Origin of the sequence: Actinoplanes sp. CA-252034 (genome assembly GCF_050956125.1) — a bacterium.
In the GTDB taxonomy this organism is placed as follows: domain Bacteria; phylum Actinomycetota; class Actinomycetes; order Mycobacteriales; family Micromonosporaceae; genus Actinoplanes.
In genome coordinates this window covers 6,533,274-6,552,241 of the sequence record NZ_CP191846.1, presented here as the reverse complement: position 1 = coordinate 6,552,241, position 18,968 = coordinate 6,533,274, and the positions used below count along the sequence as shown (strand labels likewise).

Annotated in this window: 19 protein-coding genes; 11 read left to right on the top strand and 8 right to left on the bottom strand. The window is 71.5% G+C overall.

Features of this window, described 5'->3' with window-relative positions:
- Positions 1-23: 23 nt before the first annotated feature.
- A complete protein-coding gene (locus ACQPZW_RS30240; protein ID WP_433789437.1) occupies positions 24-1,097 on the top strand; it encodes a hypothetical protein in 1,074 nt (357 codons plus the stop codon).
- Here ACQPZW_RS30240 and ACQPZW_RS30235 read toward each other — a convergent pair.
- The 3 genes from ACQPZW_RS30235 to ACQPZW_RS30225 form a co-directional block, all read right to left on the bottom strand.
- The gene (locus ACQPZW_RS30235; RefSeq protein ID WP_433789436.1) at positions 1,088-2,425 is read right to left on the bottom strand and encodes a multicopper oxidase family protein; all 1,338 of its coding nucleotides are present in this window, start codon (positions 2,423-2,425) and stop codon (positions 1,088-1,090) included. The genes ACQPZW_RS30240 and ACQPZW_RS30235 overlap by 10 nt on opposite strands.
- A gap of 277 nt (positions 2,426-2,702) precedes the next feature.
- A complete protein-coding gene (locus tag ACQPZW_RS30230) occupies positions 2,703-3,365 on the bottom strand; it encodes a response regulator (RefSeq protein WP_433789435.1) in 663 nt (220 codons plus the stop codon).
- On the bottom strand, positions 3,362-4,933 hold the full coding sequence (locus ACQPZW_RS30225; protein ID WP_433789434.1) for a histidine kinase: 1,572 nt from the start codon (positions 4,931-4,933) through the stop codon (positions 3,362-3,364). Before ACQPZW_RS30225 ends, ACQPZW_RS30230 begins: the two co-directional genes overlap by 4 nt.
- A gap of 513 nt (positions 4,934-5,446) precedes the next feature.
- On the opposite strand from ACQPZW_RS30225, the gene ACQPZW_RS30220 reads away from it, so the two are divergent.
- On the top strand, positions 5,447-6,097 hold the full coding sequence (locus ACQPZW_RS30220) for a TetR/AcrR family transcriptional regulator (protein ID WP_433789433.1): 651 nt from the start codon (positions 5,447-5,449) through the stop codon (positions 6,095-6,097).
- A 33-nt stretch (positions 6,098-6,130) separates the two neighbouring features.
- Positions 6,131-6,433, top strand: a complete 303-nt coding sequence (locus tag ACQPZW_RS30215) for a hypothetical protein (RefSeq protein ID WP_433789432.1) — start codon at positions 6,131-6,133, stop codon at positions 6,431-6,433.
- Here the strand turns inward: ACQPZW_RS30215 and ACQPZW_RS30210 are convergent.
- Positions 6,422-7,501 (bottom strand): hemolysin family protein, encoded by a 1,080-nt coding sequence (locus ACQPZW_RS30210; protein ID WP_433789431.1) that lies wholly within the window; start codon positions 7,499-7,501, stop codon positions 6,422-6,424. The two genes, ACQPZW_RS30215 and ACQPZW_RS30210, sit on opposite strands and share 12 nt — an antisense overlap.
- Positions 7,498-8,838 (bottom strand): hemolysin family protein, encoded by a 1,341-nt coding sequence (locus tag ACQPZW_RS30205; protein ID WP_433789430.1) that lies wholly within the window; start codon positions 8,836-8,838, stop codon positions 7,498-7,500. Before ACQPZW_RS30205 ends, ACQPZW_RS30210 begins: the two co-directional genes overlap by 4 nt.
- A gap of 352 nt (positions 8,839-9,190) precedes the next feature.
- Between ACQPZW_RS30205 and ACQPZW_RS30200 the strand changes: the two genes are divergently transcribed.
- Entirely contained in the window at positions 9,191-10,438 is a 1,248-nt protein-coding gene (locus ACQPZW_RS30200) for a calcium-binding protein (protein ID WP_433789429.1), read from the top strand.
- 70 nt (positions 10,439-10,508) lie between these two features.
- On the opposite strand, the gene ACQPZW_RS30195 is transcribed toward ACQPZW_RS30200, so the two are convergent.
- Positions 10,509-11,228, bottom strand: a complete 720-nt coding sequence (locus ACQPZW_RS30195; protein ID WP_433789428.1) for an FMN-dependent NADH-azoreductase — start codon at positions 11,226-11,228, stop codon at positions 10,509-10,511.
- 90 nt (positions 11,229-11,318) lie between these two features.
- Here ACQPZW_RS30195 and ACQPZW_RS30190 point away from each other — a divergent pair, with 90 nt between their 5' ends.
- The 3 genes from ACQPZW_RS30190 to ACQPZW_RS30180 all read left to right on the top strand — a co-directional run bounded on the left by ACQPZW_RS30190 (position 11,319) and on the right by ACQPZW_RS30180 (position 14,128).
- The gene (locus ACQPZW_RS30190) at positions 11,319-11,750 is read left to right on the top strand and encodes a MarR family winged helix-turn-helix transcriptional regulator (protein WP_433789427.1); all 432 of its coding nucleotides are present in this window, start codon (positions 11,319-11,321) and stop codon (positions 11,748-11,750) included.
- A complete protein-coding gene (locus ACQPZW_RS30185) occupies positions 11,747-12,958 on the top strand; it encodes an MFS transporter (protein WP_433789426.1) in 1,212 nt (403 codons plus the stop codon). Before ACQPZW_RS30190 ends, ACQPZW_RS30185 begins: the two co-directional genes overlap by 4 nt.
- 189 nt (positions 12,959-13,147) lie before the next feature.
- Complete coding sequence (locus tag ACQPZW_RS30180) at positions 13,148-14,128, top strand: LacI family DNA-binding transcriptional regulator (RefSeq protein WP_433789425.1); 981 nt, start codon at positions 13,148-13,150, stop codon at positions 14,126-14,128.
- A 261-nt stretch (positions 14,129-14,389) separates the two neighbouring features.
- On the opposite strand, the gene ACQPZW_RS30175 is transcribed toward ACQPZW_RS30180, so the two are convergent.
- Together ACQPZW_RS30175 and ACQPZW_RS30170 are read right to left on the bottom strand one after the other, a co-directional pair.
- Positions 14,390-15,121 (bottom strand): GAF and ANTAR domain-containing protein, encoded by a 732-nt coding sequence (locus ACQPZW_RS30175; protein WP_433789424.1) that lies wholly within the window; start codon positions 15,119-15,121, stop codon positions 14,390-14,392.
- 39 nt (positions 15,122-15,160) lie between these two features.
- Positions 15,161-15,955, bottom strand: a complete 795-nt coding sequence (locus ACQPZW_RS30170; protein ID WP_433789423.1) for a GAF and ANTAR domain-containing protein — start codon at positions 15,953-15,955, stop codon at positions 15,161-15,163.
- 363 nt (positions 15,956-16,318) lie between these two features.
- Here ACQPZW_RS30170 and ACQPZW_RS30165 point away from each other — a divergent pair, with 363 nt between their 5' ends.
- The 4 genes from ACQPZW_RS30165 to ACQPZW_RS30150 all read left to right on the top strand — a co-directional run bounded on the left by ACQPZW_RS30165 (position 16,319) and on the right by ACQPZW_RS30150 (position 18,961).
- Positions 16,319-16,633 carry a sigma-70 family RNA polymerase sigma factor gene (locus ACQPZW_RS30165; protein ID WP_433789422.1) on the top strand — a complete coding sequence of 105 codons (315 nt, stop codon included), beginning with the start codon at positions 16,319-16,321 and terminating at the stop codon, positions 16,631-16,633.
- A gap of 373 nt (positions 16,634-17,006) precedes the next feature.
- On the top strand, positions 17,007-17,423 hold the full coding sequence (locus tag ACQPZW_RS30160) for an STAS domain-containing protein (protein ID WP_433789421.1): 417 nt from the start codon (positions 17,007-17,009) through the stop codon (positions 17,421-17,423).
- A gap of 214 nt (positions 17,424-17,637) precedes the next feature.
- Positions 17,638-18,465 (top strand): serine/threonine-protein kinase, encoded by an 828-nt coding sequence (locus tag ACQPZW_RS30155; RefSeq protein WP_433789420.1) that lies wholly within the window; start codon positions 17,638-17,640, stop codon positions 18,463-18,465.
- A gap of 211 nt (positions 18,466-18,676) precedes the next feature.
- Positions 18,677-18,961: a hypothetical protein gene (locus ACQPZW_RS30150; RefSeq protein WP_433789419.1), complete on the top strand. Its 285-nt coding sequence runs from the start codon at positions 18,677-18,679 to the stop codon at positions 18,959-18,961.
- The last annotated feature ends 7 nt before the right edge of the window (positions 18,962-18,968 follow it).

The following is an 18,968-nucleotide window of genomic DNA, read 5'->3' as shown; positions in this document are numbered from 1 at the left end:
GATGATCGTCTAGATTCCGGGGTATGCCCGAGCGCACGCACATGGTGGATGCCGTCAACTGGGCGTCCCTGACTCGCGACCCCCGCGCCGCCACGGGCGTGCCCGCCGCCCTGCACGCGCTCTGGTCCGGCGACGAGTTCCTCCGGCGCAGCGCCTACAACTACCTGGCCGGCACCCTCGTGCAGCAGGGCAGCCGCTTCCCGACCAGCATCGCGGCGATCCCGTTCCTGACCGACGTCCTCGCCGACCCGGCGGCCGGCGACCGGTTCGGCGCCTGCCAGCTGCTGCGCCTGATCGCGATCGGCGACGAGACGCACTGGCTGATCGAGCGCCCCCAGCCGGCGCAGTTGCGCGCCGCTCCCGCGCCCGAACAGTGGGACATGGCGGCCTATGACGCGGTTCGCGCGCGGATTCCGGCATTCCTGGCGGCGCTCCACGACCACGATCCGGCGGTACGGATGCACACCGCGCACCTGCTGGCCTGGTTCCCCGAGGAGCGCCACGCCGTCGTGCCGGCCCTCACCCGGGTCGTCGAGTCCGAGCACGGCCAGCACGCCGAGGTCGCCGCCGTCGCCGCGGTGGCCGCCGCCCTCGCCGGAGGGGTGGCCGCCGACCGGGTGCTCACCGGCGCGCTCGCCATGCGCCTGGCCGGGCCGCTGCCGACCGAGCGGTGGGCCGCGGCGATCGCGGTCGCCACGCTGTACACCCGGCCACCGCGGGAGGTGATCGACCAGGTCTACGAGTGCCTGCTCGACGCCGACGACCCGGTGCCCAACTGGCCGTTCCTCGAGGGCGACATGCGTACGCTGGCCGCCCTCACCCTGTCCCGGCTCGACCCGTCGACCGCCGCGGATCGGGTCGACCTGCTGATCGGCCGGCTGCGCAAGACCCGGCCCGGCCAGGACCGCACCACCCTCATCGGCGCCCTGGTGGACTCGGTGTTCCCGCGTACCGACAGGCTGATCAGCCGGTTCACCGACCTCCAGCTGGCCGTCGTGAAGTCGCTCATCGAGGCCGACGCCTGGGGAGACGGGCCCTACGTGGTGTCCCTGCTGACCGCCGCGGGACTGCCGAAGGACGGTCGCTTTCAGTCGTGATGGTGCCCGGCCGGGATGACCCTCGGGACCAGGTCCTCGGTGCCCGGCTCGACGATCACGAACTGGCCCATCATGCCCTTGTCCTCATGCCGTAGCAGGTGACAGTGGTACATGTACGGCGTGACCGGGTCGGCGTACCGGCCGAACCGGACGAGTAGCCGTACCCTCGCCTTCTTCGGCACGAACACGGTGTCCTTCGGGCCTGCCAGGTAGGCCGGCGGCGGCTCGCCGTTCACGTCGAGGATCCGGAACTCCACCTCGTGGATGTGGAAGTTGTGGGCGTACGTCGTGTTGTCGATCTCCCAGATCTCCACCGCCCCGGCCGGGACCACCTCGTCGATACGCGACATCTCCATGTCCCGCCCGTTGATCTCCGAACCGGAGAGCTCGAACCGGCGCACCCGCGCGCCCGGCGGCGGCGACCCGACGGCGGGCCCGTCGAAGGCCACCCGTCCCGAGGGCCGCAGGGTGGCCCCGGCGGTGAACCGGACCAGGTCGAAGTCGTCCTCCTCGATGTCGTTGGCCTGCTTCCGCGGCTCGCCCGCGCTGTTCATGACGACGGTCTCACCCGGCACGAACCGCACCACGATCTCCAGCCGCTCGCCGGGGCTGATCTTCACCCGGTCGACCGTCGCGGGCCGTGGCAGCATCCCCTGGTCGCCGGCGATCACGTCGAACCGGCGACCGTCGGCGAACCCGACCCGGTAGACGCGGGCGTTCGACGCGTTCAGCAGCCGGAAGCGGACCGACTCGGTGGTCACCTCGTGGAACGGCCGGTACGTGCCGTTGACCAGGATCGTGTCGCCGAGCAGCCCGAACGTGCCGCTGTCGACACCACCGGCAGCCATCTCGGCGCCGTCGAACACCCTGTCCTGCACGATCAGCGGGAGGTCGTCCACGCCGTACTCGTGCGGCAGGACCGGCCCGCCCGGCTCGTCGATCAGGAACAGCCCGGCCAGACCACGGTAGACGTGCATGGCCGTCCTCCCGTGCGGGTGCGGATGGAACCAGGCCGTGGCGGCGGGCTGGTCGATCGTCCACTCCGGGGTCCACGTCGCGCCCGGCTCGATCATCTGGTGCGGGCCGCCGTCCATCCGTGCGGGCAGACGCAAGCCGTGCCAGTGCAGGGTGCTCGCCTCCGGCAGCCGGTTGGTGACGGACATCCGGACCCTCTCGCCACGTTTCGCCCGGACGACCGGCCCCAGATGGTCGACGTTGATCCCCCAGGTCTCGGTGACCTTTCCGGGAAAGAGCTCCGACCGGCCGTCCGCGCGCATCGTCAACATGAACCGCCGCGCCCCGTCCGGGTCGACGGCCGACCCCGCCACCGGTGGAATCCGCAGCCGGTTGTCACCGCCACCACCACCGCCGTTCCGGTCATCGCCGCAGGCGCTGAGAACCGTGGAGAAAACTGCCAGAGAAAAGACGCTTCGACGTTTCACGAATTCAATGGTGGCAATGGAAATCGTCCGCCGGAATCGGTTGTATCCCCCGTTCGTCAATGCATCGCGGGATGTATTCCGGCGGCCCGCGCGTACTTCCCGAGAAGTACCGAGGGCATCGCGGACGCAGCGCCCCGGTATGCGACGGCCGGCCGTCCCGGTGTCACGGCAGCCAGCCGGGGACGGCGCGGCCCGACTCGTACGCCCACACCACCAGCTGGGCCCGGTCGCGCAGGCCCAGCTTGGTGAGGATCCGGCTGACGTGGGTCTTCGCGGTCGTGTAGCTGATCGCCAGCGCGGCGGCGATCTCCTCGTTGGAGCGGCCGGCCGCCACCAGGTCCAGGATCTGGGTCTCCCGGGCGGTCAGGGCCGCCGATCCCGGCTCGGGTGGCGGTTTGAGGCGGGCCGCCATCTCACCGATCAGGCGGCGGGTCACCGAAGGCGCGAGCAGCGCGTCACCGCGGGCGACCACCCGCACGGCGTGGATCAGCTCGGCCGGTTCGATGTCCTTCAGAAGAAACCCGCTCGCCCCGGCCCTGATCGCGCCGTAGACGTACTCGTCGGACTCGAAGGTCGTCAGAATGACCACCCGGACCCCGTCGAGGGTCTCGTCGGCGCAGATCTCCCGGGTCGCGGCCAGCCCGTCGGCGACCGGCATCCGGATGTCCATCAGCAGCACGTCCGGTCGCAGCTCCCGGGCCAGCCGCACCGCCTGCTCCCCGTCGGCGGCCTCCCCGGCCACGGTCATGTCCGGCTCCCCGGAGAGGATCGCCCGGAACCCGGCCCGTACCAGTGCCTGATCGTCGGCCAGAACGACGTCGATCATCGAGCTCCGTTCTCCACGGTTGCCGGTGGGCCGGGTCCCACAGGCGGTTCGGATGCCGGTGGGACGGTGGGCAGCCGCGCTTCCACCCGGAAACCACCGCCCGGTCTCGGCTCGGCGGAGAATGCGCCGCCGAGTGAGGCGACGCGTTCCGCCATGCCGCGCACGCCGCCCCCTGCCACCACCTCACCCACCTCGTCACCGTCGTTCTCCACGACGACCACCAGGGTCGATCCCGCGACCCGCCGCCCCACCGCACCCTCGCCGGCGGCGGTCGCGGGCGCCGGGTCACCGGTTCGCGGTGGGTCTGCGAAGGGCGGGCCGGGGGCCGCGTCACCGGCTCGCGGTGGGTCTGCGAGGGAGGATCCAGGAGCCTGGCGGATGGTCACGTGGACGGCAGCACCGGCGGACGCGTGGCGGACCGCGTTCGTCAGCGCCTCCTGGACGATGCGGTAGGCGGCCTGCTGAACCTCGGGCGCCGGTGCCGGGTCGGGGACGTCGATCGTCGTGTGGACGGTCAGACCGGTCGCTGAGGTGCGGTCGACGAGCTCGGGAAGGGCGGCGAGGCCGGGCCGCACCGGCTCGCGCAGGACGCCCAGCACCTCGCGCAGGTCACGGAGGGCGTCACCGCTCGCGGCGCGGATGGCCGTCAGGGCGGCGAACGCGGCGTCCGGCGCGCGGGTGTGCAGGGCGGCTCCGGCCTGAACGCTGATCAGTGACAACTGGTGACCGAGCGCATCGTGCAACTCGCGGGAGATCCGCAGGCGCTCCTCCGCGGCCCGCCGCAGCGCTTCGTTCTCGCGCGACTCCTCGGCGTGCCGCCGGGACGATTCGGCGCCGGCCCGCGCGGCCTCGGCGCTCCGGCGGGCAGCGTCGGCGAGCACGGCTCGTTCCTCGGCCAGCACAGCCTGTTCCTCGGCGAGCACGGCTCGTTCCTCGGCCAGTGCCGTCCGTTCGTCGGCCAGGGTCCGTCGTTCCTCGGCCTGCGCCGTTCGTTCCTCGGCCATCGCCCTGCGGTCCTCGGCCACCGCCCTGCGGTCCTCGGCCTGTGCGGTCTGGCGGGCCCGGCCGCGGATCACCTCGCCGAGCACCACGGGCAGGGCCAGCAGAGGGCCGACCGCGGCGGCCGTGGGCAGCGGGTCCGAGGCGGTGACGGTGACGAGCAGCAGCAGCCCGGCGGCCGCGGCGCCGGACGGGAGCGGGCCGTGGGTGCGTGCCACCGTGTAGAGGGCCACGAGCAGGAACAACGCGAGCGGCGAGTCGGGGAACCCGAGCGGGTAGTAGGCGAGGCAGGCCGCGCCGGTAACGGCCAGGACCGGGATCGGGTGCCGGCGTCGCCACAGAACGGCCGCCGAGGACACCAGGATCAGCGCCCAGCCCCACGGCCACAGTGCCCGGTCGTCATCGTCCGCGCCGGTGAGCGCCACCGCCGCCACGACGGCGGCCAGCCCGGCGGGGACGGCTGCGGCCGCGACGGCGGCCAGTCCGGCGGGGAGGACGGCGGCCAGTCCGGCGGGAAGGGCGGAGGCCACCACCCGGCCGGTGGGGAGGGCCGCGTCCCGGATGCGCATGCCGACCACCCTATGTCTTGAGCAATCGCTCAAAACACGCTAGATTGCGTTTGAGCGAGTGCTCAAACGGGGGGAGATCGGTGGTGGTGTTCCGGCGGCACACCACTGTCCTGGCCGAGACGATGCCGCCTTGCGGAGCGGCTCCCATGGCGCTGCCGGTCCGGTGCGGCAGCGCCGACGGTGCCCTGCTGTTCTTGGGGCTGGCGGCCCGGTGCGGCAGCGCCGACGGTGCCATGCTGTTCGGGGGGCTGCCTGTCGTGGACGTCGCGATACCGGCGCTCACGGCCGGCCACGGGAGGGTCTTCCGGTTCACCACCATCGGTCTGTTGCTGACGGCCCCCGTAGCGTCGTGCCGGCCGGGCGGGAGACGGAGGACGGGGGACTACTCCGGTCGTACCGCCGATGGGTCTTCCCGGGTTTGAAGAAACCGCCCCCACCGATGACCGATACCTCGATCGCGCCGCCGCACCCCGTGCCGCCTCGCGCGGGCGAGGCCCGGCAGAATGTCGCGTCATGAGCGACACCAAGCAGCGACTGCTCGAAGGCGCCCTGGCCGCGCTGCGCGAGCACGGTGTCACCGGCGTGTCCGCCCGGACCATCGCGGCCGCCGCGGGGGTCAATCAGGCGCTGGTCTTCTACCACTACGGCTCGGTGGACGAGCTGCTCGGCACCGCCTGTGAGCAGGCGACGCGGCAGCGGGTGACGGCGTATGCGGACCGGTTCGCGGCGGTCGGCTCGTTGCGGGAGCTGCTGTCGGTGGGCCGTGAGCTGCACGAGGCGGAGCTGGCGGCGGGCAACGTGTCGGTGCTGGCGCAGATGCTCGCGGCCGCCCAGACCGGGGAGCGGCTGGCCGCGCCTACGGCGGCGGCGCTGCGGATGTGGTCGGACGAGATCGAGTCGGTGCTCCGGCGGCTGCTGGAGGGTTCGCCGGTGGCCGAGGTCGCCGACCTGCCGGGGCTGGCCAAGGCGGTGGCGGCGGCCTTCGTGGGGCTGGAGCTCTACGAGGGCGTGGATCACGACGGCGGCCGGCAGGCCATGGCGGCGCTGGATCAGCTGGCGGTGCTGGTCGAGGTGGTGGACGAGCTGGGTCCGCTGGCCCGGCGGGCGTTGCGGGCGAAGATTCGCAGTCACCTGAAAGACGGATCGCGGGAACCACAGGGCTAGAACGACCGACCAACAATTGTGCATATTCCCGACTTGTCCACCTATGCCCCGCACCGCTCGACGCCGGACGCCGACTTCGAGGGCACGATCGTCCCCGGCCTGCGTGCCGACTTCTACCGCCGTCCGGACGGTGACCGGATCGCCTCCGTGGGCCGGTACTCCTACCGTGGCCGGGACGTCCTGATGGCCTGGGGATACGTCGACGAGAAGCACTGCCGCCAGCACGCCGTTCATTCCGCGCGAGGCTGGACCGAAGTCACCGACGGCTGTCCGGAGGTCCGATTCGACAACGGATTCGAGGTACGCACCCCCGACGGCGAGTGGCTACGCGCCTGACCGGGACGTCCGCCCCGCCCGCCGTGCCGCGTCGATGACCGGATCGGTCTCGTCGTCGAACTGCCCGATCACCTGCTCCAGCAGATCCTCCAGAGCGACCAGCCCGACCACCGCGGCCGCCTCGGTGACCAGCGCGACCTGGTTGCGTTCCGCACGCATCGCCGCGATCGCGTCCAGCCCGCTGGTCCCGGCCGGCAGCCGCAGCGGCCTCGTCATCAGCTGCCCCGCCGTGGCACCGTTGCCGGAGCCGACCGCCTTCGCCGCCTCCCGCACGTGCACGATCCCGACGATCGTCCCGTCCGCCGACGTGACCGCCAGCCGGGACCGTCCCGCCTCGATGCTGCGCAGCTCCACGTCACGGGCGCCCGCTTCGGCCGGCACCGACACGATGCGTGCGGTCGGGGTCATCACGTCGCGTACCGTCGTCGACTCCACCGCGAGCATCGCGGTCAGCAACTGGTGCTCGGCGTCCGGGATCGTGCCGTGCTCCTTCGACGTCTCCAGCAGCATCCGCAGCTGCTCGGCGCTGTGCACCTGCGCCAGCTCGTCCTGCGGGGTCACCTTGACCAGCTTGAGACAGGCGTTGGCCAGCCCGTTCAGCGCCGCCAGCACCGGCCGCAGCAACGTGGTGAACCCGACGAACGGGATCGCCAGCAGCTGCGCCGACGACTCCGGATGGCTGATCGCCCACGACTTCGGCGCCATCTCGCCGACCACCACGTGCAGGAAGCCGACCAGCGCCACCGCCAGCACGAACGCCACCGCGTAGGCGGCGTCCTCCGGCAGCCCGGTCGCCGTGAGCACCGGCTCGAGCAGGTGCGCCACCGTCGGCTTGGCCAGCGCGCCCAGGCCCAGCGTGCACAGGGTGATGCCGAGCTGGGCGCCGGCCAGCATCATCGACAGCCGCCGGGTCCCGGCCAGAGCAGCCCGCGCACCGCGTGAGCCCTCGGCCGCGGCCGTCTCCAGCCGGTGCCGCTTCGCCGCGACCAGCGCGAACTCGGCGGCCACGAAGAAACCGTTGAGCACCAGCAGGGCCAGCGAGATCAGCAGGGCCGGAGTGGTGCTCATGCGTCTTCCTTCACGATCAGGTGGATCCGGCCGGGGACGCGCCGCCGGACCGCCAGCACGGTCAGCGTGGCCACACCCCGGGGCACCGGCTCACCGTCGTCGTCGATCGCCGGCGCCAACTCCACCTCGACACTCTCGCGAACCGCGGGCAGCCGGCCGAGCCGCGTCATCAGCAGCCCCGACATGGTGTCGTAGAGGTCGTCGTCGGGCAGGCGGACCCCGGTGGCCTCGGCGACCTCGTCGATCCGCGCACGGCCCGGCACGAGCCAGCCGTCGCCGTCCCGCTCGATCACCGGCTCCGGCAGGTCGTCCTCGTCGCGGATCTCGCCGACCAGTTCCTCGGCCACATCCTCGAGCGTGATGATCCCGGCGAACCCGCCGAACTCGTCGACCACCACCGCCATCTGCCGGTGCGCCGCCTTCAGCCGGTCCAGCACCACCGGCAGCGTGCACGACTCGGGGAGCGCCACCGGGTCGGACGCCAGCTCCCGCACCGGCGTGTCGCCGCGCACCGCCGGGTCCAGCGCGACCACGTCGTTGATCGACACCACGCCGATCACGTCGTCGAGCCCGTCACCGATCACCGGGAACCGCGAATGTCCCGTGTCCAGCAGCTCCACCACCCGGGAGGCGGGCTCGGATCCGCTGATCGACGTCACGTCCAGCCGGGGCCGCATCACCTCGGCGGCCGTGCGGCTGCGGAAGTCCAGCCCGTGATCGAGCAGCCGGGCCGCCTCCGCGTCGAGTGCCCCGTGCGAACGGGACGTCTCGATGATCCGGTCCAGGTCCTCCGGTGTGGCGCCCTGCGGCAGCTCCTCGACCGGCTCGATGCCGACCGTCCGCAACAGCCGGGTCGCGGTCGCGTCGAACACCCGGATCAGCGGCCCCATCACGGTCAGGTAGATCACCGTGGAGCGGGACAGCGCACGCGCCACCGCCTCGGGCTTGGCGATCGCCAGGTTCTTCGGCGCCAGCTCACCCAGCACCATCTGCACCACGGTCGCGAACAGCAGCGCGAACACCATCGAGATCGAGGTGGTCACCGCCTCCGGCAGCCCGGTCGAGCCGAGCAGCTCGGCGGTGCCCTGACCCAGATAGGGCTCGGCCACGTAGCCGGCGAGCAGCGCGGTCACCGTGATGCCGACCTGCGAGCCGGACAACACGAACGAGAGCCGCTGCGTCACCCCGAGAGCCCTCGCGGCGGCCGCGTCACCCTCGTCGGCGAGCACCCGCAGCCGCTCCCGGTCGACGGCCACGTAGGCGAACTCCTGGGCCACGAAATACCCGGTGGCCACGGTCAACAGGACGATAGCCACAACGCCGATCGTGATCAGCACGAACAGTCACCGCTCCAACGATCCGACACGGTCCGTAACCTAGCAGGCTCCCCGATGGCTCCCGGCCGCAGGCAATACCCGGCCACCCGGCCGCTAACCCGATCCACGCGCCGTCACTCGGTCGGGGTGGTTCGACCCCCATGACGTACGGCCTACTTCGGCGGCCGTGGCCACACCGCGACGTCCGCCGGGGTCATGACCGCAGCGCGACCGCCGGGCCTATGCGGCCCTCACCGTCCTCCCCGTCCCGCCCGCGGTTCTCCCTCATCGGGCCGTTCGCCCACAGCGCGCCGAAAGGTCGGTTCGGAAGATCGGCGTCGGCCCACTTCGGCACTGACAGAAAGTCGCTCTCTTGATCACATTGCACAGGTCCCTGCCCGGCCGGGGCGCCGCTCTGGCCGGCGTGCTCCTGCTCCCCGTCCTCGTCGCGGTGCCCGCCGCCCACGCCGCCACCCCGAACCGGGTCGCGATCGAACCGTCGTCCACCTCGCCCGCCCTGCGCGAGCTCGTCGTGACGACCGGCGCCGCCGCAGACCGGGTCCTCGTCGGCCGCGACGCCACGGCGTACGTCGTCGAGGTGTCGACCGGCGCCGCCGCCGGTGCCGGCTGCCAGACCGCATCCGCGACGACCGTGCGCTGCACCCTCCCGGCGAACGCGATCACCCGGGTGACGGCCGACCTCGGCGCCGGCGACGACGCGGTGACCGTCCACACCGGAGTCCCCCGGACACTGCTGCGCGGCGGGCCCGGAAACGACATGCTGTTCGGCGGTGACAGCAACGACGAGTTGTACGGCGGACCCGGCGACGACCTGCTGTGGGGCAACGCCGGAAGCGACTCGTTCCGGGCCGACGCCACCGCCGACGGCTCCGACACGATCGAGGGCGGCGACGGCCGGGACACCGTCGACTACCGGGACCGCATCGCCCCGGTGTCGGTGACGCTCGACTTCGACCGCAACGACGGCTCGGCCGACGGAACCGAGAACGACCTGATCGGCTGGGACGTCGAGTCGGCGACCGGCGGGCGTGGCGCGGACACGCTCACCGGCGACGACAACCCGAACACGCTCAGCGGCGGTCCCGGGGCCGACAAGCTCTCCGGCGGCGACGGTCCCGACCAGCTGTACGGCGACGCCGGCTCGGACACCATCGACGGCGACGCCGGGAACGACTGGATCGACGACGGCAACGGCGACGACGTGGTGCGGGGCGGTCCCGGCGACGACGAGATCGAGCCCACCCAGACCGGCTCGTCGACACCGGCGGACCGTTACGACGGCGGTGAGGGCACGGACACCATCGCGTACTGGGGTCTACGGAGCGCGTACGCCGGTGTGGTCGTGTCCCTGAACGGCCTGGCCGACGACGGCGTCCCCGGCGAGAACGACAACGTCCTCGACGTCGAGACCGTGATCGGCACCCACCTCGACGACCACCTGACCGGCGGCCCCGGGGCGCAGACCCTGATCGGCTTCGACGGCGCCGACGTCCTCGACACGGTGGACGGGGCCCACGGCGACTGGGCCGACGGCGGAGACGGAGCCGCCGACACGTGCCGTACCGACGCGGGCGACACCGCAGTCGACTGCGAGAACTGACCGCCCCGAGCGACGGCGGGCGAACGCCGGCTCCGGGGAGGCCTGGCCGGGGCGCCCGGTCTGGAGCGGTTCACCGCTGGGTTCGGTCATGGTTCGGGCCGCCGGGCGAGGAGGCCGATTCGATCCGGAGCGGCGGCGGTTGAGGGGTCCCGGCTAGCGGGCCGCGGTCAGGAGTTTGGCGACCTCGCGGGCGCGGGTGTGGGCGGCCCGCCGGGCGGATTCGGCGTCGGCGGTCGCCAGGTTGGGGCGGAAGTGGACGGGGGCTGATGTCGGTGACGCCCGCCCAGCGGAGCCAGTCCTCGAAGTAGGGGGCCTGGAAGTCGCTGCCGAATGTGGGCGGGCGCGCGGGCCCGTACACCGCGCTGGTGTAGACGACGGCGGCGCGTTTGCCCTGCAGCAAGCCGGTGTATCCGGTGTCCGGGTCGAAGCCGAAGGCGAGGCCGGGCTGGCTGACGACGTCGATGAACTGCTTCAGGATGTACGGGACTCCGGCGTTCCACATCGGGATGCTGAACAGGTAGGTGTCGGCCTCGTCGAACCGCCGGAACGTGGCGATCGCGGCGGCCCACGCCTCGGCGGCCGCGCCGGAGGGCTGCTCCCCGGCGAAGACGGTCATCTTCGCGGTGACCGCCTCGGGGCCGAAGGGCGGCAGGGTGCCGTCCCACAGGTCCCACTCGTCGATGGTCGCGTCCGGGTTCACCTCCCGCACGGTGTCGAGGAAGGTGCCGGCGACGGCCAGCGACTCGGACTGGCGGCCGCGCGGCGAGGCGGAGATGTGCAGGAGCTTCACGGTGGCTCTCCCGGTGAGTAGTGAATGCGTGCGCACGCACATTTCTACTCCGTTGCGTGCGCACGCACAAGAATTCGCTAGGCTCGGGTGATGAGCGACACCGACGTGACCGCGTGGGCGGCACTGCTGCGGGTGCACGCCGCGGTGGTCCCGGTCCTCGACCGCGAGCTGCAGGCCGCCTGCGCCCTGCCTCTCACCTGGTATGACGTGCTGCTCGAGCTGAACTATGCGCCCGAGGGCCGGCTCAGCATGGGCGAGCTCGGCCAGCGGGCGGTGGTCAGCCGCACCCGGGTCAGCCGGGTCGTCGACGCGCTCGCCGAGGCGGGGCTCGTCACCAGGGAGAGCAACCCGGAGGATCGGCGGTCCGCGTATGCGACTCTCACCGAGGCGGGACGGGAACGATTCCGGTCCGCGGCGCCGGTCTACGTGGACGGGATCCGCCGGCACTTCCTCAGCCTGATCACGGGAGACGAGTCCCGTACCATCGCCGTCGCTCTTCAAAAGGTCCTCGAAGCACGGTGACGGACGTCTCCTACCTGCAGGTCCTGCGCAGCGGGCGGCTCGCCGGGGTGATCGGCGGCGACGCCGTCGGCAAGCTCGGTGACGGCATGCTGTTCGTGGTGCTGCCGCTGCTCGCCCTGCAGATGCACGGCAGCCTGCGCCCGGCCGCCGCGGTCTCGATCATCATCTCGGCTCCGTACGTGCTGGCCATGGCCCTGTCGCTCTACTTCGGTGCCGGGCGGCGGCGGTTCGACGCCCGGCTCGTCGTCGGCGTCGACGGGGTGCTGCGTGCCGTCACGTTCGGGGTGCTGGGGCTGGTCGCCGACGCGGGACGGATCTCGTTCGGCTGGCTGGTCACGGCGCTGGCGGTGGGATCGGCACTGCGGCTGATGTCGACCAGCGGGCGGCGCCTGCTGGCCACCGGGATGGCCGGCGAACGGGCGCGGCTGTCGGTGAACGGGCTGCTCGGCACCTCCGACAGCCTCGCCATGTACGTCGTCGGCCCGGCGCTCGGCGGCGTGCTGGCCGCGGTCACCCGTCCCGGGATCGCCGTCGCCGTCGGCGGATGCGCCTACCTGTCGCTGATCGTCTGCGCGGCGCTGGCCCGCGGCACAGCGGCAGACACGGCGGCGCCGACCCGGTCGGGCTGGTCGGTGCTGCGCCGCAACGCCGTCGCCTACCGGCTGCTGGTCGTGGACTTCCTGTTCAACCTCTTCTACGGGCCGGTCGAGGTGGCGCTGCCGCTGCTGGTGACGGCCGACCTGGGCGCGGGTGCGGGCGCGCTCGGCACCCTGTGGACGTGTTTCGGGGCGGGCGCGCTCACCGGGGCGGTGCTGACCGGGCAGCTGCGCCGGTTTCCGCCGCAGGCCACGGTCGTCGTCATCATCGGCGGCTGGGCGGTGGCGATGGTCCTGCTCGCGGTGGCGCCGACTGTTCCGGTCGCGGCGGCGGCGCTGATCGTGGGCGGTGTCGTGTACGGGCCGTTCCTGGCCGTCGCCTACACCCTGCTGCAGGACAACCTGGACGCCGAGGACCAGCAGCCGGTGCTGACCATCTACGCCGCCGGGATCGCCCTGGCGGCGCCCGTCGGGCTCGGGGTCGGCGGCCCGGTGGTCACCCTGCTCGGCGCCCGTGGTGGCATCGCCGCCTCCGCCCTGGTCACGGCGGTGCTGGCGCCGGCCGTGTGGTGGTGGATCAAACCGCGGCCGATCACACCGCGACCGACCTGAGCGGGTCCGCACGAGACGCTCGGCCGTGGGCGCCCCGGGCGAGCGTTTCGCGTGGTCGTCCCGCGGATGCGAGTAGGGTGGGCCGCACGAGCGCCGTCGATGCGCCAGTGCGCCGACCCGTCCCGTCCCGACAGTCGCGCCGGCCGCCTCCGGGGCCGTCCGGGCGTTTCCGCGAGAGGGGGACGGACGATGGGTGACCGCGCCACGATGGCCGAGATCGCACAGGCCGTGGGGGTGTCGTCGGCGACCGTGTCGAAGGTGTGGAACGGGCGGGCCGACGTCTCCGACCACACCCGCCAGCGTGTCGAGGAGATGCTGCGCCTGCACGGCTATCGAGGCCGCCGGCAGTGGCGATCCGAGCCGGCCGGCACCATCGACGTGATCTTCTCGGAGATCGACTGTGCCTGGGAGGGTGAGCACCTGCGCGGCATCGAGGAGGCCGGGCACGCGGCCGGCGTGCGGATCGTGGTGTCGTCACTGGACCGGGGCGAGACCGCGCGGCGCCAGCTGGTGCAACGGCTGCGTGCCGGGCGCACCGACGGGGCGATCCTCGCGACGATGACCGCCTCCGGGTCGCTGGTGAAGGCGCTGCACCGGATGAACGTGCCGGTGGTGGCGCTCGATCCGGTCTGCCGGACGGCGGGCGACCTGCTCAGTGTGGACGCTGCCAACTTCGACGGCGCCCGGGCCGCGACCGCGCATCTGCTCGGGCTGGGGCACCGGCGGATCGGGCTGATCGCCGGTCTCGACGAGCTGATGTGCAGCCGGGCGCGCCGGGACGGGTTCCTGGCCGCCCACGACGACGCCGGTGTCCCGCCGGATCTCGGCCTCGTCGAGCGCGGCGGGTTCGACTTCCCCTCCGGGATCGTGGCGGGCGGCCGCCTGCTCGACCGGAGCATCCCGCCGACCGCGATCTTCGCGATGAGCGACCTCATGGCGATCGGGGTGTACGAGGCGGCACGGCTCCGTGGCCTGTCCGTTCCGGATCAGCTGAGCGTGGTCGGTTTCGACGACCTGCCCGGCGCGCGGTGGGCGTCGCCGCCGCTGACCACGGTGCGGCAGCCGCTGCGGGAGATGGGCGCGCTCGCCGTCCGTTCCGCCCTGGGCCTGGCCGGCGGCGGCGTCCTCGACACCCGCCTGCTGATCCGGGAGAGCACCGCCCCACTCTGAGCCGGCGAGGAGCGAGCCGGGAGCACCGCCCCGCACGATCGGAATGTTACCGATCGTTACGGCTCATCGGACACCGTAACCGCTGGTCAAGGTCGTGGCTCGGCCAGTCAGGACGGCCGCGACGATGTCCGTGTCGGCTCATGCTTGCCACGGGACCTGAGCCTCATGTCGTCGCTTCGTGTTCGCACATTGAGGAACTGCTCCGGGTGCCTCCACCGCCGGCCGGGAGTTCCCGTGGCGTCGGATCGGGGTGTTGTGGGTTCAGCGGCCGGTGACCGTGGCCAGGCTGGCCGGGTCGGTGAGGGCGATCTGGGCGATATCGACGAGCCGTTTGTTGTTGCGCCGGGCGTGGCCGCGGATGACCGTGAAGGCTTCGTCGACGCTGATTCCGTGGGCTTGCGCGATCGCGCCTTTGGCCTGTTCAATGACGATCCGGCTGTTCAGCGCGCCTTGAAGTTGTTCGGTGAGGATTTCGCCGCGGCTGATGGCCCGTTCCTGGAGCAGCCCGATCGCGGCGACGTCGGCGAGCGCTTGGATGATCTGTACGTCGCCGTCGTCGAAGCCGCCGCCGACCTCGGTGCCGAAGACGTTCAAGGCGCCGATCACTTCCTTGCGGAGGCTGAGGGGGAAGGCATGCACGGCGCGGAACCCGGCGGCTGTGGCGCGGGGCGCGAAACGCGGCCAGCGGGCCGCGGCCTGGCGCAGGTCCGCGTTGATCACCGGCTGTGCGGTGTTGTAGGCGTCCAGGCAGGGGCCTTCATGGTTTTGGACCTGGAACAGTTCGAGGAGTTTGGTGTTCTCGTCGGAGGCTGCCATGAACTGGAGCCGGCCTCGCTGGTCGGCCAGTAGCAGCCCGACCGTCGACGCGCCGACGAGGTTCGCGGTCCGGTCTGTGAGCATGTGCAGGAAGTCGATCAGGTCGAACTCATCGACGAGGGTGTCGGCGACCTCGACGAAGACCTTCGCGAGCCGTTGCGCGGAGATGGTGGTCATGCTTGCTCCTGGCCTTCCTGACATGGATGTGGCGGGTACTCACGAATGGTCGGTGTCGAAGCGGAGCCGGCGGGCGACGATGTCGCGGGCCACGTCATTGAGGCGGCGGTTTTCCACATAGGTGTGGGCCCGGATCCGGACCAGCGCCTCCGCCAAGGGGACGCCGAGTTGGACCATGACCATGCCCTGGGCCTGGAACAACTCAGGGCTGTGCTCGATCGCCTCGTCCAATCCGTCGGCCGCCGCACCCGGGATGGCGTCGTCTTGGCCGTCGAGCAGGGCCTTGACCGCCAGGTCGGTGAAGGCGAATGCCTGGCGCAGTTGATCCCCGGACAGCCGGCCCGCTCGGGCGCGGAACACATCGAGCACCCCGAGCCGGGCCGCGCCGACCTGTAGAGGAAACGCGAAGACCGCGCGCACACCCTCATCGTGCGCCGCCGGCGTGTACGCCGGCCACCGGTGCGCCGCCCCGTCGGTCAGATCTGGCACCAGGACCGGGCGGCGCGACGCGAACGCGTCGATGCACGGCCCTTCACCGAGGACGAACTGGAGTTCCTCGATCCGTTCGCTGATCGGGTCGGAGGCAGCCGCGATTCCCCGGGCGCCGTCCTCGGCCATCACACTCACTCCGGTGCCCGAGGCGGCCAGCGCCCCCGCCGCCGCCTTGCACAGCCGCTGCAACGCCCCCACGACACCGCCTGGGGCTCCCGCCGCCGGCTGCTGCGCCACGTGCTCCATCGCTCCGGCGAGGGGGTCGTCGCTGTCGCTCACCGTGGTCCCACAGGCAGGCGGCGCCACGGGCCCACGGGACAGCTGCGCATCGTCCGGGTTCATGGCGCACCTTCCGAAACGAGTTCGGAGACCGGTACTGCCAAAGTCCGGAGCAGCCGCGGGTCACGCACCCGCCATCTCGATACCGACCATACCCCAGCTGCGAGGGACGGGTCTGACTGGCAGCGTGCCGTGCGGCGAGCACGAGCGGTGGCCGGCGGACAGGCTCAGGACATCGAAATTGATCGAGGCGATGAAATCGGTGTGCTGCGGGTTGCAGGGCGTAGAGTGACCGTGTCACTCCGGTCCCCGGTGGCGCAGTCCCGTAGGTGTTGCGGACTCGCGGCAACCTGAGGGGTCAACCATGATCGGGTCCAAGCGTTCGTTGATCGTCGTCTGCCTGCCCGGCCGCAATCCGGTGTCATCATGACTGACGTACTGAGTGGCGCTGATCTTGGGCCTGATGCGGTGGATCGGCGCGAGGCGTTGCGACGGGCGCTGGCCGTGTTGCCGGTACGGGAGCGGCGCGTCATCGGCTTGCGGTTCGTCGGCGAGATGACCCAGGCGCAGATCGCCGCACGGATCGGGGTGTCGCAGATGCAGGCCTCCCGGTTGCTGACCCGTTCGCTGATCAGGCTGCGCGACGCCCTGCAGGCCGACGGTGCCACCGCCGAACCCGATGCTGGCCGAGCGGGCCCAGTCCGCCAGGTCGTCGGTGCGGGCTCTTCGGGCGGCCGGTGAAACATGATCCTTGGCCCGGTATGTCGGTCCGCGCTTCGTCTAGTCGTTTCTGGGGGTCCGGGGGTGGATGGTGCCCCGGGCAGGGGGTCTGCCCGGGGTACTGCCACGGACCGTGGCGGCAGCACCGGGCGGAACCCACCTGGCGAGGCAGACGCACGGCGGTAGTCGGTCTGGACGCGGGCGGTCTTAACGCGCCGCGAAGTCCCCGATGGAGACGTTTGACGAGTAGTCTGCGATTGCTATCGCATCGACGTGCGCACCTTGTCGAGCCCGCAACACCTGCGATCTTCGGGTTGTTGCCTCCCCGGCCACGGGTCCAGACCCTGCCCGCTCATCACGCATTCCTGGACGAAGTCGTTGGGCTGGAGAAACCATGATCGCAACATTCGCGCCGGTGACCCCGTCGACACAACTGAGCATCGATACCCGGTGCCCATCGCCGGGCACCGCCCGGGTCGCCGTGGCCGGCGAGATCGACCTGTCGACGGTCGACATGCTGCGCGCCAAACTACTCAACGTCTTGTCCGCGCTGCATCCGGACCGCATCGAGGTCGACCTCGCCGGGGTGACGTTCCTGGACTGCAGCGGACTCACCGTCCTCATCGTCGCCGGCAACGCCGCCGCCCGCACCGGCTGTCAACTGCGGATCATGAACCCGCAACCCCTCGTGCGCCGGGTCTTGGACCTGGCCGGGCTACTCGACGTCCTCACCGCCGAGTTCGATAAGGCACCACCCATGGCAACGGCCACAGCCGTAACCGCGTCGGTCGGCATTCTTGTCCCCGCCTAACCCGAGCCGCCGTACCCGGCGACCTGTCCACCTCCCAGGATCGTGAATTGAATCCCCAACCCAAGGTCCATCGACTCCTCTGGCAGCGCAACGATCAGACCAGTCAGACCGGCGCCGTAGCGGCCGCCACCGCCGGACCACCTGGCCTCTTCGCCGGACGGATCCGGTCAGCGTCGACGGCTATCGGCTACTGGCCCGGCTGGGTTCCGGCGGGATGGCCGACGTCTATCTGGCCGACGCACCTACCGGCCGGCCGGTCGCGGTGAAAGTCCTCCGCGCCGGCGCCGGGGCGGCCGGGGCATGTCGGCGGGAATACCGGCTGGCATCTGCCATGGATGCCGACTGCACCGCGCCGGCGCTGGGCTACGGAAGCTCGGCGGTGGGGGCCTACCTGGTGAGCGCCTACCTTCCCGGTTACCGGTGCGCCACCACCCTGGCCGGCGAACCGACCCCGACCCGGCAGCTGTGGAGGTTCGGAGCCGCGTTGGCCCGTACCCTTGCCGGAGTCCATGCCCGAGGCGTCGTGCACTGTGACGTCAAACCGTCGAACCTGCTGGTCCGCGGCGACGACGTACGCATCATCGACTTCGGCATCGCCCGGTACATCGGGGAACAGGGTGGGGGCGGAGTCGTTGAGTGCAGCCGTGGCTGGGCCGCACCGGAACAACTCTGGACCACCGCGGCGACGCCCGCCGTGGACGTGTTCGCCTGGGGCTGCCTGCTCGCCCAGTTGGCCAATGGCGTGCATCCGTTCGCCAGCCGCAGCGATCAGGAATGGATCCTGCGTCTGCAATCGGCCCAACCGGACCTGTTCGGCCTGCCGCCGGGCTTGGACGACCTGATCCGTGTGGCCCTGGCACGCGACCCACAAGACCGGCCGACCGCCCGCGAACTGACCGAAATCTGCCGGGACCGCGATGACGAACACCCGCCACCGGCAGGGCAGCCTCGCCGTGGCAGGGCTGCATCGTGGCCGCCGATCCGCGACGTCGCGACGCTCGCGGCGACGGTCCGGCTGACACCAGCGAGCCGCCTGCCGTGAGCAACCGACATTGGCCCGTGCTCGACGGTCTTGGCAGCCGGTGATGAGACGGACCTATCGCCGTGGCATCTCTGTCGCGTGCGGGTATCAGCGTCGATATTGAGCGCAGGCCGCCCCTGGTAGTCGGGGAGGCGGCGTAACATCAACGGTCGGCCCCCGGACCCCGGGCAACGCATCATCATGATCACGATGCGCACCCGGAGGTTGAACCATGGCATCGTCAACACTTGCCGGCCCGGCTGAACGCGGCAGCGCCGCGACGGTCCGCGGCAGTGATTTCGCTGAGCTGATGCGCCAGGTCCGCGCTGCCGGCTACCTGACCGCCGTCATGCTGGTGCTCTCCCCACTCAAAGCGGCCGTGTTCATCGTCGTGCAGCAGGCGCTGTTCGGCCTCTACCTGGGCTGCTCGTTCGCCCCCAACCACAAGGGCATCGGCCACCGCGGCTGCCTGAGCGTCGGCACCGCCTCCAGACACCACCCTCAACCAGGCGCATGAACGCCGC

Excerpts from the sequence above, each read along its gene's own strand:
- ACQPZW_RS30240 (WP_433789437.1), top strand. The coding sequence starts at position 24 with ATGCCCGAGCGCACGCACATGGTGGATGCCGTCAACTGGGCGTCCCTG.
- ACQPZW_RS30230 (WP_433789435.1), bottom strand. The coding sequence starts at position 3,365 with ATGATCGACGTCGTTCTGGCCGACGATCAGGCACTGGTACGGGCCGGG.
- ACQPZW_RS30225 (WP_433789434.1), bottom strand. The coding sequence starts at position 4,933 with ATGCGCATCCGGGACGCGGCCCTCCCCACCGGCCGGGTGGTGGCCTCC.
- ACQPZW_RS30220 (WP_433789433.1), top strand. The coding sequence starts at position 5,447 with ATGAGCGACACCAAGCAGCGACTGCTCGAAGGCGCCCTGGCCGCGCTG.
- ACQPZW_RS30210 (WP_433789431.1), bottom strand. The coding sequence starts at position 7,501 with ATGAGCACCACTCCGGCCCTGCTGATCTCGCTGGCCCTGCTGGTGCTC.
- ACQPZW_RS30190 (WP_433789427.1), top strand. The coding sequence starts at position 11,319 with ATGAGCGACACCGACGTGACCGCGTGGGCGGCACTGCTGCGGGTGCAC.
- ACQPZW_RS30180 (WP_433789425.1), top strand. The coding sequence starts at position 13,148 with ATGGGTGACCGCGCCACGATGGCCGAGATCGCACAGGCCGTGGGGGTG.
- ACQPZW_RS30175 (WP_433789424.1), bottom strand. The coding sequence starts at position 15,121 with ATGACCACCATCTCCGCGCAACGGCTCGCGAAGGTCTTCGTCGAGGTC.
- ACQPZW_RS30170 (WP_433789423.1), bottom strand. The coding sequence starts at position 15,955 with ATGAACCCGGACGATGCGCAGCTGTCCCGTGGGCCCGTGGCGCCGCCT.
- ACQPZW_RS30165 (WP_433789422.1), top strand. The coding sequence starts at position 16,319 with ATGACTGACGTACTGAGTGGCGCTGATCTTGGGCCTGATGCGGTGGAT.
- ACQPZW_RS30160 (WP_433789421.1), top strand. The coding sequence starts at position 17,007 with ATGATCGCAACATTCGCGCCGGTGACCCCGTCGACACAACTGAGCATC.
- ACQPZW_RS30155 (WP_433789420.1), top strand. The coding sequence starts at position 17,638 with ATGGCCGACGTCTATCTGGCCGACGCACCTACCGGCCGGCCGGTCGCG.
- ACQPZW_RS30150 (WP_433789419.1), top strand. The coding sequence starts at position 18,677 with ATGGCATCGTCAACACTTGCCGGCCCGGCTGAACGCGGCAGCGCCGCG.